Here is a 15699-nt window from a genome sequence, read left to right as displayed (position 1 = left end):
GCTTGAGATTTATTCGACCGAGTATTCGGTTGCCAGCACTTCGAAGGCGTGCACGTTGTCGTCGGTGAGACCGGAGTCCCGGACGATTTCGGTTTTGGCTTCGATCTTGGAAGTCAGCTCCCGCGCGCGGGCATGGATCCGGCCGTTCTTGTCGTACTGGTAGGTCACTTCGACCGGGGAACCTGCGGGGAGATTCGGCGGCAGACCCATGATCCGGAAATCTCCGATCGTTGTGCAGGCGTCCGGATCCATCGCATCCCCTTCCAGCACCGAGATGTGAATTCGCTGCTGATTGGGCGTGTTGGTGACGAACTTCTGCGACACTTCGAACGGGATCGTCGTGTTCTTGGGGATCATGATGTGATTGATCTTCCGGGACCGGTTATTCGGATCGGTGATCTTCACACCCAGCGAATGCGAGTTCACGTCGGTTGCGGTGACTGCCCGCAGCCGGGTGAGCACAGCCTGCCCCATGCGTCCGCCTCCGCCAGAAGCTCGCGCTTCCAGGATGGCTGCATGAATCGCAGCTCCCTGTGCGACTGCTTCTTCCGGATTGACTTCTCGCGAGGGGACCTTGCCGGTCACTTCACGAAGCATGGTCTCCACCACGGGCATGTGTGTGGAACCGCCGACGAGAACCAGTTCATCGAGTTCTCCAGGAGCAACGCCGGCCTGCGCCATCACCAGTTCGGTGGTGTCGCGGGTTCGCTGCATCAGGTCACCGGTGAGCCGTTCGAAGTCGCCGCGGCTCAGGGCGGTGGTCAGGTTCTTCCCCTTGTAATAGACGTTCACCGAAACCTGTGAGCGTGCACTCAGGTCGCGCTTCGCCTGCTCGCATTCCTGAGTAATCTGCATCAGGGTTTCGGGGTCTTCGCGAGGATCGTCGCCGAACTTCTTGTGGAACTGCTCCGCGAGGAAGTCCACGATCCGGCGGCTCCAGTCGAGACCTCCCAGCATCACGTCTCCGTCAGTCGCGAGCACGCGGAAATTCGTGGCGTTATAACGGACAACGGTGACGTCGAAGGTTCCCCCTCCAAGGTCGTAGACCATGATGGTCTTTTCACCTTTGAAGGCGTCCGGGCGGCCGAGCTGCCCTTTCTGCCAGGCGTATGCCAGTGTGGCGGCGGTCGGCTCGTTAATGATGTCGATGACGTTCAGGTTGGCGATCTTGCCGGCGTCCTGAGTTGCTTTGCGGCGGACGTCGTTGAAGTAGTAAGGAACGGTGATCACCGCGTTGGTGATTTCGCCCACCACCCGTTCCGCATCCTTCTTCAGCTTCTTCAGAATCATGGCCGAGATCAGTTCCGGCGTGAACTTCTGGCCGTTGTGGACGATGGCGAAATCTTTGTTTCCCATCTGTCGTTTGATCGCTTCCACGATGTTTCGTGGATTCTCCAGAGACATCCGTTCGAAGGACGGTCCGACGATCATCTTGCGATCTTCGCCCAGAATCACCACCGACGGGGTGATCGTCTTGCCGTCCGCATTCGGCAGCGACACCGGATTCCCCTGCGCATTCAGCTGCGCGATAGAGGAATAGGTCGTTCCCAGGTCAATGCCGACTGTCTGGCCAGGTAGAATTTCCATTGACTCTTTCCCCAAGCTGAATGGCTCTGGCAATCGCTGTGAGCAGGTAGCCCCCGGACCGGCGCTTCATCTTTCGATGTGTCGTGAGTTGACGCGCTGACAGACGATTGATGGCTGATGTGATTTTGAGAACCGCATTCTGACGCTGCTGCTGACACGATTCAAGCGACATGACCGCACTTCCGCGGGTTCTGTCTCTCACGTCCGGACTTGACGCCGCGTGATCATTTCCACCGGCGTCATCATCGCTGCTCGCTCCCGATGCCCCCAGACGGGGACTCCGGCAACGCCCGTCTGGCGGTCAAGACGTGCGGATTTCTGTGCGAATGAAACGGAAGACTTTCCGGAATCTTGTCGGGACTCGATTGCGATCCGCCAAACTTTCGGCACAATACATCCGTTCAGTAGCAGGGTGGATGGAAGCCTCCCGGTGCTGCTCAACGCCGTTTCTTCTATTGCCTGAGGAGCTGACTCCATGATCGATCCCACGATCACCTGCCCGAATTGTCGACACGAAGTCAAACTGACCGAGTCCCTGGCAGCACCGCTTTTAGAGGCAACTCGTCGGCAGTTCGAACAGCAGATGGCTCAGAAGGATGCAGAAGTTCTTCGCCGGGAGAATGCGTTGCGGGAGCAACAGGCGGCGATTGCCAAAGCTCGCGAAGCGATCGATGAACAGGTTGCGGCCAAGCTGAAGGCTGAGCGTGCTCAGATCGCAGCGGAAGAAGCCAAACGGGCGAAATCGATGCTGGGGGCTGATCTTGAGCAGAAGGCGAACGAGCTCAAGGAACTGCAGGCGATTCTGCGAACTCGCGATGAGAAGCTGGCAGAAGCTCAGAAAACCCAAGCTGATCTCATGCGTCAGAAACGCGAGCTGGAAGACGCACAGCGGGAAATGGAACTGACCATCGAGAAGCGTGTTCAGGCGTCATTGACGTCGACTCGGGATCAGGCCAAGCGTGAAGCTGAAGAAGAACTGAAGCTGAAAGTCGCCGAAAAGCAGCATCAGATTGAGGGGATGCAGAAGACGATCGAGGACCTGAAGCGGAAAGCTGAACAAGGGTCTCAGCAGCTTCAGGGGGAAGTGCTCGAACTTGATCTGGAAGCCCGCGTGGCCGCAGCGTTTCCGCTCGATTCTATTGAGCCCGTGGCCAAGGGAGAGCACGGAGGAGATATGCTGCAGCGGGTCTTCACCTCGACCGGCCAGTGTTGCGGTGCATTGTTGTGGGAATCGAAACGGACGAAGAACTGGAGCGACGGCTGGCTCTCCAAGTTGCGTGATGATCAGCGTTCCGCCAAGGCGGAAATTGCCCTCATCGTCACGCACGCCCTTCCGAAGGGAGTCGAGGCGAATTCCTTTAACTGCATCGATGGAATCTGGGTGACGAGTCCCTGCTGTGCGATTCCCGTTGCCATCGCCCTGCGACACGCATTGATCGAGATTTCCAAAGCCCGACAGGCGAGTGAGGGTCAGCAGACGAAGATGGAACTCGTCTATCAGTACCTGACCGGCCCCAAGTTCCGCCATCGCGTCTCGGCGATTGTCGAGAAGTTCGAAGTGATGCAGGACGATCTCAACAAAGAGCGGAAGTTTCTCACCAAGCAGTGGGCGAAGCGGGAGGAACAGATTCATGCTGCCATCGAATCGACCGCTGGAATGTATGGAGATCTGCAGGGAATTGCAGGAAGAACCCTTCAGGAAATCGAGGGGCTGGAGATTCAGGCCCTGCCTTTGACTTACGCGGAAAAACAGGCCTGAATCGGTGAAAAACCCGAACTTCCGCTTCCGCGAATCATCGCGAAAGTCGATATTCGAAGGTCGCCCGAGGTCGCTGTTCCGACACTGACTCCGGGTGGCAGGTTGTTCGAAACTTTAATGAATTTGATGCGACTATGGCGAAAGACCTCACTCCTCATCAGCAGAAAATTGTTTCCCGGTATTACGATAACCGTGATCAGATCGATGATCAGCGGCTCGCCGAACTGGTCACCAGCATCTATCTCGCAAAGCCGGCCAGCAAACAGTTGGAAAAGCTGTGGACTTCGGCAGGGGAAACGATGGAACGGTTGAAAATCCCGGCCAGCCGAGTGAGTCACGTGATGGAGAAGCGGGACCCCTCGGTTCTCGCGGAAGTCGTCAAGGAACTCCAGACAGGTGTCTTGAAGCGGGAAACCGGAAAGTGAACATCGCGGACCGAGTGGCACTGTGTGTCATCGTTGCACTCTGTGCCGGCTGCAGCCAGAAGCCGTCGGAGGAGGCGGAATCGATCGCGGTTTCGCCAGCCGTCAGGAGCCACGAAGTTCCTCTCGCTGCAACTCCCATGATTCCCGCGGAGGAAATGCGGAAGAATCTGGGGGCGAATCAGATCGCGCAGTTTCAGCGGTCAGGGGCCGCTTATACAGCAGCCTCGCTCGCCGGGAGTGGTGCCACCACACTGGAAGGATTGCGGGGCCAACCTCTTAAGGAACTGGATCTTTCCCTGACAAAGATCAGTGATCTGGGCCCGATTCAAGGGATGCCGCTGAAGAAACTGGTGCTGATTCAGGCTCCCGTATCCGATCTCTCTCCGATTGCGGGCATGCCGCTGGTTCTGCTGGATGCCTCTGAGTCACTGGTAGCCGATGTCGGACCGGTTTCCACGTTGGGGAATCTGCAGGAGCTGTATCTGGAGAAAGCCCAGGTTTCAGAGATTTCGCCGCTGAAAGATCTGTCCATCAAGAAGCTGTGGCTCAGTCACTGCCCGGTGCGTGATCTGTCACCGCTGGCGGGGAAAACGTTCGAAGAATTGAATCTGTGTGACACGCTGGTGGAGGACTTCTCCCCACTGGCGTCGATGAAGATCGGCACATTGTGGCTGCGGGGAACCGGGCTGGCCGACCTGACCGTCATCAGCGAAATCCCGCTGAAAAGCCTCGACGTTCAAAAAACGGCGGTGACGGATTTGTCGCCGATCTCGAAAATGACGTCACTTGAAAGGCTCAATATTGCCGACACAGAGGTGACGGACCTGACACCGTTGCAGGGGCTGGCGTTGACGCGTCTGGTCTTCACACCGGAGAAAATCACGCGGGGAATGGATGTCATTCGAAACATGAAATCCTTGCGGCAACTCGATACGTCTTTTGACGGGGCACAGACTCTGGCAACCCCTTCCGAATTTTGGGAACGGTTTGACCGCATGAATTCCAAGGCTGAGACGCCGCCGTAACGAAGTCCTTTGGCCGATTGCAGCGAAATCCCGGTTCCCTATAATTCCAGACAACTTAAGCATTCCGTTCGGACACGCGTCCATCCTGGCAGGCAACCGCCTATCCCGGGGATGTCCCGCAGCTGATCCTCAGCCAATTGAAGGAGCCGAAATTGAACTGGCTCAAGGCCTTCCTGTTCTCATCAGTCGGTAAGAAGTATCTGATGGGAGCCACCGGGCTGTTTCTGTGCTTCTTTCTTGTTGTTCATCTGGTCGGAAATCTTCTCCTGTACGTCGGGGAAGAGACCTACAACGAATACGCTCATAAACTCCACGACAATCCGGAGTTTCTGATTCTGGCGGAAGTGCTGCTGTATACGGCATTTGCACTTCACATTGGGTACGGAATCTGGCTGCAGTTCCAGAATCGCGACGCCCGTGTGAACCGGTATGCGATGCAGCAGTCCAAGCGACGTGATCGCGTCCTGGCCGAGTCCGTTCCGACGCCGGACAAGACGATGTTCATCACCGGTCTGGTAATTCTCTGCTTCCTCGCGGTTCACCTGAGCGATTTCAAGTTCGAGATCGGCTGGCGGTCCGCGCTGGAAGGGCACGAGCCGTTTGCGAAGGCCAGAATCATTGTTTCGAATCTGGTTCGCGGCAGCATTTACCTGATCGGTTCGCTGTTCCTGGGGTACCATGTGTCCCACGGATTGCAGAGTTCATTACAGTCACTGGGCTGGAATCACCCCAAGTACACCCCCACTGTTCGCTGCGTGTCATGGCTGTTCGGGCTGGTCGTGGCCATCGGATTCGGCAGTTTTCCGGTGGTGGCCTGGATCGGCAGCTGGGGCAGGATTTAAGTCAGTTTCCCCTGCGGCAGACCCGCCGAGCAGGACTGCGAAAATCAGCGTGAACTGATTTCGCTCGACGTCAATTTTTTCACACTGTCGGTTGCAGAGTTTTCGTAGAAGTCAGGACAGCAGCAATGAGTGACGGTGACCGGAGCCAGGTGAATCAGGGGCGTTTACAATCCCGTGTTCCCGACGGTCCATTGGCCGAAAAGTGGGACCGCTGCAAGAACGATCTGAAGCTGGTCGCTCCCAATAACAAGCGGAAGTACGACATTATCGTTGTCGGCTCCGGGCTGGCGGGGGCTTCGGCCGCTGCGTCGCTCGCGGAACTGGGCTACAACGTCAAGGTGTTCTGCTTCCAGGATTCCGCCCGCCGGGCTCACAGTATCGCGGCTCAGGGGGGAATCAACGCTGCGAAGAACTATCCCAACGACGGCGACTCCGTTTATCGTCTGTTCTACGACACGATCAAAGGGGGCGACTTCCGTGCCCGCGAAGCGAATGTGTATCGCCTCGCCCAGGTGAGTGCGAACATCATCGACCAGTGTGTCGCTCAGGGGGTGCCGTTCGCACGCGAATACGGCGGCCTGCTGGCGAATCGAACCTTCGGCGGAGCACAGGTCTCGCGAACATTCTACTGCCGTGGCCAGACCGGTCAGCAGCTCCTGCTCGGAGCGTACAGCGGCCTGATGCGACAGGTCTCAACAGGCAAGGCAAAGATGTTCGCCCGCCGGGAAATGCTCGACCTGGTGACCATCGACGGCGTTGCCCGCGGGATCGTCTGCCGGAACCTCGTGACCGGGGAAATCGAGTCGCATGCTGCCCATGCGGTCCTTCTCTGCACCGGCGGTTATGGAAACGCATACTACCTTTCGACGAACGCGAAAGGCTGCAACGTCACCGCAGCCTGGCGGTGCTACAAGCGAGGCGCCTTCTTTGCGAACCCCTGCTTCACGCAGATTCACCCCACCTGTATTCCAGTGAAGGGGGATTACCAGTCGAAGCTGACTCTCATGAGCGAGAGTCTGCGAAACGACGGCCGGGTGTGGGTTCCGAAGAAAGAACACGATACGCGTCCTCCTCACGAGATTCCCGAAGAGGATCGCGACTATTACCTCGAACGCCGTTACCCCGCGTTCGGGAACATGGTCCCCCGCGACGTCGCCAGCCGCGCCGCCAAGGAACGCTGCGATGCCGGATACGGAGTCAACGAAACTGGCAAGGCCGTGTTTCTGGACTTCAAGCGGGCGATTGAAGAACAGGGTGAGGACAAGATCCGGAGCAAGTACGGCAACCTGTTCCACATGTATGAAAAGATCACGGACGAAAACCCGTACAAGGTGCCGATGCGGATTTACCCCGCCGTGCACTATACGATGGGCGGACTCTGGGTCGACTACCATCTGGAAAGCACCGTCCCCGGACTGTTTGTTCTTGGTGAAGCGAACTTCTCCGACCACGGTGCCAACCGTCTGGGGGCCAGTGCCCTGATGCAGGGGCTCGCCGACGGTTACTTCGTGATTCCGTATACGCTGGGACATCACCTGGCCTCGCGGCCGCTCAAGCCGGTCACCACTGCTCACCCACAGTTCGATGTCGTGAAAGCGGAAGCTCAGGGACGCATCGACAAGATGCTGAGCATCAACGGCAATCGCAGCGTGCAGAGCTTCCATCGGGCTCTGGGCGAGATCATGTGGAATCAGTGCGGAATGGCTCGGAACGCCGCCGGGCTGCAGAAGGCGATTGACGATATCCGTGCTCTGCGTGAAGAGTTCTGGACCAAAGTGCATGTGCCCGGAAGCGGAGCGGAATTCAATCAGCAGGTGGAGCAGGCTGGCCGCGTGGCCGACTTCCTCGAGTTTGGTGAACTGCTGGCCCGCGACGCCTTCATGCGGGAAGAGTCCTGCGGGGGACACTTCCGCGAAGAACATCAGACCGAAGAAGGGGAAGCCCGGCGCGATGATGAACGATTCGCTCACGTCGCAGCCTGGGAATATCAGGGACCGACGACGACGCCCGTTCGTCATGCCGAACCCCTGACATTCGAAACCATCCACATGAGTGCCCGCAGCTACAAATAGCGTTGAGAGTTGAGCGATGAGCGTTGAGTGAAGCCACTCGTCAACTTCCGTCCCTAGACCCTAGACACGTATCCCTCGTCCGCCATGATCAGTTCGCCCAAGAAAAAGCTCAGTCTGACCCTGAAGGTCTGGCGACAAAGCGGCCCCCAAGACAAAGGGGGTTTCCGCGAATACAAGCTGCATGGCATTTCCCCGGACATGTCCTTCCTCGAAATGCTCGACATTCTCAACGAGCAGCTGATCGAAGATGGTCAGGAGCCCGTGGCCTTCGACCATGACTGTCGCGAAGGGATCTGCGGAGCCTGCGGCGTGATGATCAACGGGCAGGCGCATGGACCCGATAACGAGACCACCACCTGCCAGCTGCACATGCGCCGCTTCCAGGATGGCGATACCATTCTGATTGAACCGTGGCGGGCGGTCGCGTTTCCGGTCATCAAGGATCTGGTGGTCGATCGATCCGCTTTCGACCGCATTGTTCAGGCGGGGGGATACGTCTCCGTCAATACCGGGCAGGCCCAGGACGGCAACTGCCTGCCGGTTCCCCGTCACGATCAGGAAAACGCGATGGATGCTGCCGCCTGCATCGGCTGCGGCGCCTGCGTGGCAGCGTGCAAGAACGCGTCGGCTATGCTGTTCACTTCAGCGAAGGTTTCTCATCTGGCACAGCTTCCGCAAGGAAAGCCGGAGCGGGCGAGCCGTGTGTTGAAGATGGTGGCCCAGATGGATACCGAGCGGTTCGGAGCCTGCACGAACACCTATGAGTGTGAAGCAGCCTGCCCCGCCGGGATTTCTGTCAGTCACATCGCCCGGCTGAACCGCGAATACTTCAAAGCGACGCTGTTCTCCCGCGAAGAAAAGGCTGAGAGCGGCGGGACAGGCTGAACAACGCTGCCGGGCCGGTCGTTCGAGTGAATTCACCGTCAGCAGGAACGTGCCGTCATGCCAGACATTCATTTCAGTCAGCGGCGGGCGTATACGAAGGATCTGGCGATCAGCTTCCTGATGCAGCAGGGAGTTGAGAATCCGCAGGTCATTTCCCTGGCGGCCGGCCTCGTCGATCCCGAGACACTTCCACTGGGAGAAGTGCTGCAGGCGGCGGCTGCCATCTTCGCTTCACCGGCCGCTGGCAAAGGGGCATTGCAGTACGGGACCACTCCCGGTTATCTGCGGCTTCGCCGGATGCTGCTGGAGCATCTTGCACGGCTCGAGCATGTTGATACCGGGGCACTGGGAGTCGATGCGGACCAGCTTCTGCTGACGACCGGTTCGCAGCAGCTTCTTTCGCTCGTCTGTGAAGTTCTGTTCGATCCCGGAGACATCTGCCTGGTCGCAGGACCGACTTACTTCGTCTTTGCCGGGAACCTTGAAGGTGTCGGCGCGCGAGCCATCACGATTCCAAGCGATCAGGACGGCATGCGCACGGACGTGCTCGAGGAAACTCTGCAGCAGCTGCACGCTGCGGGTGAACTTCCACGTGTGAAGATGATTTACGTCGTGAGCTATTACGACAACCCGGGGGGGACGTGCCTGAGTCTGGAACGTCGCCAGCAACTGGTCGACATTGCCAGACGCTGGTCGCACGATCATCGCATCCTCATTCTGGAAGATGCTGCCTATCGAGAACTGCGGTATGACGGAGACGAGTTCCCCAGCGTCTGGTCGCTGGATGAAACCCGTCAGCAGGTGATTTATACGCAGACGTTCTCCAAGACGTTTTCGCCTGGGATCCGGGTGGGCTTTGGAATTGTTCCAACCGAGCTGATCGGTCCGCTGTGCGATCGCAAAGGGAATGAGGACTTCGGGTCATCGAACTTCGCCCAGCATCTCATCGCGACTGTTTTACAGCAGGGAATGTACGAGCCGCATCTGCAGCAGGTGCGGCTGGGGTATCAGACGAAGCGGGATGCCATGCTCGCAGCGGCCCAGAACTATTTCGGGGATCTTCCCGGGGTCACGTGGCATCATCCGCATGGCGGACTGTATGTCTGGATGACGCTGCCTGAGTCGATCGCCACCGGCTTTGAAAGTGACCTGTTCCGGGCCGCTGTCGCGGAAGGGGTGATGTATGTCCCGGGCGAGATCTGTTATGCGGAAGCAGGCCCTTCACGCCGACACAATCAGATGCGGCTGAGCTTCGGGGTGCAGACGTCGGCGGGGATCGATCAAGGGATGCAGCGCCTCGCGACGGCAGTGCGTGCCATGCTCAAAGTCGGATGACGTTCCCGAGTGAGGCTGCCTGCTCGTGACCCGTTGTGAGGGAAGCGGCACGTCCATTGACGGCAATTTATCAAGTGGTACGATGAGGTGCCTACAACTGGAGAGACCGTCACGGTTGGGCTTTTCTGCGGAGTAGAATGCGGAATCACCTCTCAAGCGGCAATTTTGTTTCCCCACCCGATCTGAATTCGAGTTGACCATGCCGGAGAAAACTGTCTGGGATCTGTTCAGTCTTCAAGGCAAAACGGCATTTGTCACAGGAGCAACGGGGCATCTCGGAACAGCGATGGCCATGGCGCTCGCGGAAGCTGGGGCCCGTATTGTGGTGAGCAGCCGAAGTCTCGAGAAAGGGGAGGCTCTTGCTGCGCAGCTGCCGGCCGCTCCTGGTGTGAATCATTTTGCGGTGGAGCTCGACCACATGGAGGAAGCCTCCCTGCAAGCCGGCTTCGACAGCGCACTTCAGCAGGCGGGAGCGATCGATATTCTGATCAACAACGGGCACGAGCCGGTCGCCAACGACTGGAGCACCATCTCCGCGGAACAGTTCCGGCGGCAACTCGACAATCTGGCTGGGTACTTCCTGCTCTCGCGTCTGTTTCGGGATCAGGTTGTGCAGCGGAAAGGGACCGGGAGTCTCATCCTGCTGGGATCAATGTACGGGCTCGTGGGGTCTTATCCGGAGACCTATGAGGGGATCTGCGCCGCCAGTCCGGTAGCGTATCACGCCCTCAAAGGGGGGGTGCTGCAGATGAATCGTCATCTGGCGGTTTACTGGGCGGGGGATGGAATCCGGGTCAACTGCCTGAGCCCCGGCCCTTTTCCTTCAGAGAAAGCGCCGCGGGATCTTGTCGATCGGCTCTCTGCCAAGTCCCCCATGCGGCGGATGGGATCACCGGAAGAGCTCAAAGGTGCGGTTGTCTTTCTGGCAAGTGACGCTTCCAGCTACCTCACCGGACAGAATCTGGTGATCGACGGCGGCTGGACTGCCTGGTGAAAAGACTGTTGAGCTGCAGGCGTGAAGTCCGCAGCTCAACAGTCTGGAGTTGGACATTCATCGAGTCGTTAAGCGGGCGACGGTTCGAAGATCACCGTGTCGGCTCCTTCGTAGAACATCGGGTGACCGCACAGGTCGCCGATGTTGTCGACGACATAGTCAGGCTGAAACGCGTACTGATCGAGGTCGGTCAGGCTGGTGCTGCCGGTCAACAGCAGGACGGTTTCATAGCCCATCTGAACTCCGCCGCAGATGTCGGTCTCCATCGTGTCTCCGATCATCACGACATCGGAGGGGGCGACTCCCAGGGTTTCGACCGCAGCAGCCATCATGACCGGGCTGGGCTTCCCGGCGCTGAAGGCTTTGGTTCCCGTGGCGGATTCCAGCATGGCGATGAAAGCACCGCAGCCGGGCCGGACGCCGTTCTGCGTGGGGCAGTTCGGATCGAGGTTCGTTGCCACGAGCTTCGCCCCCTTCATGATGAGGCGGACTGCAGTCTCCATCATCTCCAGAGTCAGCGTGCGGCCTTCGCCGACGACCACATAATCGGGATCGTGATCGACGATGGAATATCCATGTTCGTGCAGGGCCTGAAGCAGTCCCCCTTCGCCGATCACATACGCGGTGCCGTTCGGCTTCTGACGGGCCAGGAACGATGCGGTTGCCATGGCACAGGTGTAGATGTCTTCTTCATAGGCGTCGATCCCCATTCGCTGCAGCTTGGTCGCGACGTCCCGTCGGGTTCGTTGGCTGTTGTTCGTGAGGAACAAAAACGGCAGATCGCGATCGCGGAGCATGTTGATGAATCGATCGGCACCGGGAAGGATCTGGCTTCCACGGTAGATCACGCCGTCCATGTCGATCAGAAATCCCTTTTTCATTGCACTCTCATTCCTGGATTCAAAACTCATCGAGCCGCTTCGAAGTCCGCTGGAATAGCAACGTCCATGCCGCGTGCCCCTTTTCAAGATGACGCAGTGCCTGTAAGTAGAGGTAGGGAAAGAGCTTGCCAAGATCGGGCTGGGTTACATCAAGAAAACGCCTTGCAACCTTCTTGCGCAAAATTTGCATCCCTCGAAGGCAAGCGGATGTCGATGCCTTGCTGGAACTTGCGTCCAATCAACAAGTATTGAAGTGGATTCTTTTCTGCTTGCGTCAACGCCAGTGCAATTTGCGCAAAGATCCGGTGAATTTTCGCCCCTCCAGTGATTCGGATGTCATGAGATCTTCGCATTCACGTGGAAGAGTTTCGCGATCCCCGGGTCTTTCCAAAGGCTTGCAACCATCGGTGGGACTCACTGAAATGATTCCATGAATTACTGTTTATGGGATCGGGCGAGGGGTGCGGCGAATGGTCATCAGAAGTTTGGCTGCAATTGCAGTTCTGATTTGCCTGGCACGGTCTTCAGATGCCGAAGACTTTGAGAAGGCACGTGCTGCAGTGCTGGAGTTAGGAAAGCTCAGCATCGCCCCCGCCATGCGAGAGCTCACTGAAATCTCCGGAAGTGAAGGAATTCGTGCCGTTTCCTATGACGCCCTCCCTTATCGCGGACAGCCCACGCGGGTTTTTGCCTGGCTGGGAGTGCCTGAAGTCCCTGCGGGTCAGAAAGTCCCTGGTGTCGTCCTGATTCACGGGGGTGGGGGAACGGCCTATCTGGAATGGGTGAAGCGATGGAATCAACATGGCTTCGCTGCCATCAGCATCGCGGTCGAAGGACAAGTGGATGGAAAAATCCACGAAGGCTCGCCACCCAGTCAGCAGCCTCGAAATGAATGGTCCGGACCCGCGCGAGGAGGCATCTTCGTTGATGGTGCAGAGCCGCTCCAGGATCAGTGGATCTATCACGCTGTGGCGGACACGATTCTCGCCCGGCTCCTCTTAGCTTCACAGCCGGGAGTCGACCCTGAGAAGATTGGAGTCTGCGGCATTTCCTGGGGTGGGGTTGTCACCAGCACTGTGATCGGGATCGACCCTAAGTTCGCATTCGCGATTCCCATCTACGGCTGTGGCCACCTGTTTGATGCCGAGAATCAATGGGGCGAAGCCCTGGGGACGAATCAGTTGTATCGCGAAGTCTGGGACCCGATGGTCCGGATGTCGAATGCCCGGCTGCCGGTGCTCTGGTTGACCTGGCTGAAGGACGGTCATTTTCCGCTCACCTGTCAGAGTGCGACGTACAAGGCCGCGCCGGGGCAGCGTATGGTGGCGGTCCTGCCGGACATGGGGCACTCTCACACTGCCGGCTGGATTCCCGAAGAAAGTTATGCCTTCGCCCGGGAAGTGGTCAAAACTGGAGGTTTATGGGGCGAAGAAGTTTCGACTGTCGTCGAAGAGGGGCGGCGTATTTCGACGGTCTTCAGGAGCAAGCAACCGCTGGACTCAGCTGAACTTTTCTTGACTTCCGAAACCGGATACACGGGAACGCGAGAATGGCATTCGATCCCGGCCACTCTGACTTCGAAAGATGGGGTTACGACCGTGACCGCGAACATTCCGGAGAAGTCGACCGCCTGCTTTCTGAACGTCCATGCGGGATCGCTGACCGCCAGCACCGACTTCATCGACTTCACCAAGCGTGATCGTCAGGAGTAATATGGTTCGGCGGGAATGCCGGTTTCCGTGATCACCCGCTGGACGATGGCATCGACCTCTGCATTTGTCAGCGGGGTGACGAAACTTTCGGCCGGCGGTCGGGCCACGGTGTAGATCTGCACCAGCTTCAGCTTCCCGCCCGCCTGCTGGATCTCGTTCAGCCGGGCCAGATATGCATCGATCTCTTCTGTGGTCGGCGGGTCGCCCGCCACACGCATGAACAGGGTCTGGATGACCAGCGGTCTCACTCGGGCGGCGGAGAGCAGGTTGTCGAGGATCCGTTGGAAGGGGATCTTCGTCCGTTCGATGAGTTGATAGTAGGCTTCAGTTCCGGCATCGAGCTTCGCCCAGATCTCTCCGTTATGGGCATCGAGAATTTCAAGGCCCCGCTGAACATTGGGACGATGAAACATGCTCGCGTTAGTGATCAGCACCATCTTGACGTCCGGCAGCTGATGCGACTGCTTCAGGTCTGCGACAGTCTGAATGATCTGATCGAAGTTCTTGAACGTCGTTGGTTCACCGTCCCCTGAGAAGGCAATGTCATTGAGCCTGCGGAGATGCTGCGGAAGGCTTCCAAACTTCGGGTCCTGATAGATCTCGCCCGATGCGACAAACTCGAGCATGTGATCAATTTCGGCGACAAGTCGGTCCATCTCCACAAACCGCGTTTCGGCTTCGCTGCGGCGGTCGACCTGGCAGTAAATGCAGTCGAAGTTGCAGATCTTGTCCGGATTCAGGTTCACTCCGATGGAGATCCCCTTGCTGCGCCGCGACACCACCGGATAGACGAACTTGTTCTGTTCGTACTTCCGGGGGTGGGAGTGAAATTGCTGCAGCGAGGCTTCGGACATGAATGACGGTCGCAAAAATGAGAAAACTGTGTGCTGGAATCATACCCGAAGGGAGCGCGGCGTCGACTCCCGAATCCGTAGATCACCCCGGTTTACGGCATTCAGTTGCGGGGAGTGATCGCTGGTTGACGCAAAAGTTGTTCGACGGTCGGAATTTCATTCGGTATGAAAATTGACCTGTTCGGGTTTGTCTGCCGGAATGACTCGACGTAAGTGGCAGGAATCGAAATACTGTGACATCTGACAGGTCTTCACAGGTACGCATTCGCTTAGGAAAGTAACTTTTTATGTCTTCCTTTTCGGCTTCCGGCCCCCTTCGCATTCTGGCCATTCACGCGCATCCGGACGATCTGGAACTGCAGTGCGTCGGAACGCTGGCACTCCTGAAGGACAAGGGCCACACCGTCGTGATGGCGAACATGACTCCCGGTGACAAGGGGAGTGCTGAGCTGGGACCTGAGGAAATCGCAGAGGTCCGACGTCAGGAGGCCCAGGATTCCGCCCGCCTGCTGGGGGTGGAATGCATGTGCCTGGAGTTCCGCGACCTGTGCATCGACGTGAACGACGAGAATCGCAAGCGTGTGACCGAAGCTCTGCGAAAAGCACAGCCTGATATCGTGCTGACTGCTCCCCCTGTCGATTACATGAGCGACCACGAGATGACCAGCCGCCTCGTCCGGGACGCCTGCTTCTGCGCAGCAGTGCCGAACTACTACACGGGACAGCCGGATCCTGCTCCGCTCATCAAGCGGATTCCTGCTCTGTACTACATGGATCCGGTGGAAGGGGTCGACTGGTTCGGAAATCCTTCCCCCTGTGATTTTGTCGTCGACATCACTGAAAAGATCGAACTGAAACTCGAGATGCTCGCCTCTCACAAGAGTCAGCGGGAATGGCTGCAGCGGCAGCATGGCATGGATGAGTACATCGACTCCTGCCGCCGCTGGAGCCGGGCGCGAGGTTCCGTCATTGATGCGCAGTACGGAGAGGGCTTCCGGCAGCACAAAGGCCACCCCTATCCGCACGACAACATTCTCCAGCAACTCCTGCAGAGCTGATCGGTCTGTGAATCGCTTCAACCCGGCTTGTGAAAGGCCTCGATCACCAACGGCAGGCTGAATGGCGGTCGGACGCATCTGATGTTGAGGGAACTGCTCCCACTTCCCTCAACACACCACATCACAACAAGTTATAGCCTCCCGGCGAAATTCGCATGGTCGAATTGCCGCGGGCGGCATACCATCTGCTGATTACGGAGAATGCAGATGATCGCTTTCGCGAGACGAAGCGGGTTTCCTTCGAGTGCTTTGAAGGGGACGCCCGTTGTA

The 15699-nt window shown here is 57.9% G+C and carries 13 protein-coding genes; 10 read left to right on the top strand and 3 right to left on the bottom strand.

Annotated elements, in window-relative coordinates:
* Positions 1 to 9 precede the first annotated feature (9 nt).
* Complete coding sequence (locus SH661x_RS17335) at positions 10 to 1587, bottom strand: Hsp70 family protein (RefSeq protein ID WP_437224052.1); 1578 nt, start codon at positions 1585 to 1587, stop codon at positions 10 to 12.
* Between the two features lie 475 nt (positions 1588 to 2062).
* Between SH661x_RS17335 and SH661x_RS17330 the strand changes: the two genes are divergently transcribed.
* From SH661x_RS17330 to SH661x_RS17295, 8 genes are all read left to right on the top strand, one after another.
* On the top strand, positions 2063 to 3346 hold the full coding sequence (locus tag SH661x_RS17330) for a DUF2130 domain-containing protein (RefSeq protein WP_437224049.1): 1284 nt from the start codon (positions 2063 to 2065) through the stop codon (positions 3344 to 3346).
* A gap of 134 nt (positions 3347 to 3480) precedes the next feature.
* Positions 3481 to 3771: a hypothetical protein gene (locus tag SH661x_RS17325; protein WP_437224046.1), complete on the top strand. Its 291-nt coding sequence runs from the start codon at positions 3481 to 3483 to the stop codon at positions 3769 to 3771.
* Positions 3768 to 4796: a leucine-rich repeat domain-containing protein gene (locus tag SH661x_RS17320; protein ID WP_437224044.1), complete on the top strand. Its 1029-nt coding sequence runs from the start codon at positions 3768 to 3770 to the stop codon at positions 4794 to 4796. Before SH661x_RS17325 ends, SH661x_RS17320 begins: the two co-directional genes overlap by 4 nt.
* Positions 4797 to 4948: 152 nt before the next feature.
* Positions 4949 to 5638: a succinate dehydrogenase cytochrome b subunit gene (locus tag SH661x_RS17315; protein WP_437224041.1), complete on the top strand. Its 690-nt coding sequence runs from the start codon at positions 4949 to 4951 to the stop codon at positions 5636 to 5638.
* A 125-nt stretch (positions 5639 to 5763) separates the two neighbouring features.
* Positions 5764 to 7710 (top strand): fumarate reductase/succinate dehydrogenase flavoprotein subunit, encoded by a 1947-nt coding sequence (locus SH661x_RS17310; RefSeq protein ID WP_437224039.1) that lies wholly within the window; start codon positions 5764 to 5766, stop codon positions 7708 to 7710.
* An 84-nt stretch (positions 7711 to 7794) separates the two neighbouring features.
* Complete coding sequence (locus SH661x_RS17305; RefSeq protein WP_437224036.1) at positions 7795 to 8595, top strand: succinate dehydrogenase/fumarate reductase iron-sulfur subunit; 801 nt, start codon at positions 7795 to 7797, stop codon at positions 8593 to 8595.
* Between the two features lie 57 nt (positions 8596 to 8652).
* Entirely contained in the window at positions 8653 to 9930 is a 1278-nt protein-coding gene (locus SH661x_RS17300) for a PLP-dependent aminotransferase family protein (protein WP_437224033.1), read from the top strand.
* Positions 9931 to 10129: 199 nt separating this feature from the next.
* Positions 10130 to 10924, top strand: a complete 795-nt coding sequence (locus SH661x_RS17295; RefSeq protein ID WP_437224031.1) for an SDR family oxidoreductase — start codon at positions 10130 to 10132, stop codon at positions 10922 to 10924.
* A 68-nt stretch (positions 10925 to 10992) separates the two neighbouring features.
* Here SH661x_RS17295 and SH661x_RS17290 read toward each other — a convergent pair whose 3' ends face one another.
* On the bottom strand, positions 10993 to 11805 hold the full coding sequence (locus tag SH661x_RS17290; protein WP_437224028.1) for a TIGR01457 family HAD-type hydrolase: 813 nt from the start codon (positions 11803 to 11805) through the stop codon (positions 10993 to 10995).
* A 470-nt stretch (positions 11806 to 12275) separates the two neighbouring features.
* Here SH661x_RS17290 and SH661x_RS17285 point away from each other — a divergent pair, with 470 nt between their 5' ends.
* On the top strand, positions 12276 to 13517 hold the full coding sequence (locus SH661x_RS17285) for an alpha/beta hydrolase family protein (RefSeq protein ID WP_437224027.1): 1242 nt from the start codon (positions 12276 to 12278) through the stop codon (positions 13515 to 13517).
* On the opposite strand, the gene SH661x_RS17280 is transcribed toward SH661x_RS17285, so the two are convergent.
* Positions 13508 to 14371: a radical SAM protein gene (locus tag SH661x_RS17280; protein WP_437224024.1), complete on the bottom strand. Its 864-nt coding sequence runs from the start codon at positions 14369 to 14371 to the stop codon at positions 13508 to 13510. The two genes, SH661x_RS17285 and SH661x_RS17280, sit on opposite strands and share 10 nt — an antisense overlap.
* Before the next feature lie 287 nt (positions 14372 to 14658).
* On the opposite strand from SH661x_RS17280, the gene SH661x_RS17275 reads away from it, so the two are divergent.
* Positions 14659 to 15429 carry a PIG-L deacetylase family protein gene (locus SH661x_RS17275; protein WP_437224021.1) on the top strand — a complete coding sequence of 257 codons (771 nt, stop codon included), beginning with the start codon at positions 14659 to 14661 and terminating at the stop codon, positions 15427 to 15429.
* Positions 15430 to 15699: the final 270 nt, after the last annotated feature.

This window comes from Planctomicrobium stercoris (assembly GCF_051465655.1).
In the GTDB taxonomy this organism is placed as follows: domain Bacteria; phylum Planctomycetota; class Planctomycetia; order Planctomycetales; family Planctomycetaceae; genus Planctomicrobium.
The sequence above is the reverse complement of the archived record's forward strand: the minus strand, read 5'-3'. Positions and strand labels throughout refer to the sequence as shown.

Excerpts from the sequence above, each read along its gene's own strand:
- SH661x_RS17335 (WP_437224052.1), bottom strand. The coding sequence starts at position 1,587 with ATGGAAATTCTACCTGGCCAGACAGTCGGCATTGACCTGGGAACGACC.
- SH661x_RS17325 (WP_437224046.1), top strand. The coding sequence starts at position 3,481 with ATGGCGAAAGACCTCACTCCTCATCAGCAGAAAATTGTTTCCCGGTAT.
- SH661x_RS17290 (WP_437224028.1), bottom strand. The coding sequence starts at position 11,805 with ATGAAAAAGGGATTTCTGATCGACATGGACGGCGTGATCTACCGTGGA.
- SH661x_RS17295 (WP_437224031.1), top strand. The coding sequence starts at position 10,130 with ATGCCGGAGAAAACTGTCTGGGATCTGTTCAGTCTTCAAGGCAAAACG.
- SH661x_RS17275 (WP_437224021.1), top strand. The coding sequence starts at position 14,659 with ATGTCTTCCTTTTCGGCTTCCGGCCCCCTTCGCATTCTGGCCATTCAC.
- SH661x_RS17330 (WP_437224049.1), top strand. The coding sequence starts at position 2,063 with ATGATCGATCCCACGATCACCTGCCCGAATTGTCGACACGAAGTCAAA.
- SH661x_RS17280 (WP_437224024.1), bottom strand. The coding sequence starts at position 14,371 with ATGTCCGAAGCCTCGCTGCAGCAATTTCACTCCCACCCCCGGAAGTAC.
- SH661x_RS17300 (WP_437224033.1), top strand. The coding sequence starts at position 8,653 with ATGCCAGACATTCATTTCAGTCAGCGGCGGGCGTATACGAAGGATCTG.
- SH661x_RS17305 (WP_437224036.1), top strand. The coding sequence starts at position 7,795 with ATGATCAGTTCGCCCAAGAAAAAGCTCAGTCTGACCCTGAAGGTCTGG.
- SH661x_RS17310 (WP_437224039.1), top strand. The coding sequence starts at position 5,764 with ATGAGTGACGGTGACCGGAGCCAGGTGAATCAGGGGCGTTTACAATCC.
- SH661x_RS17285 (WP_437224027.1), top strand. The coding sequence starts at position 12,276 with ATGGTCATCAGAAGTTTGGCTGCAATTGCAGTTCTGATTTGCCTGGCA.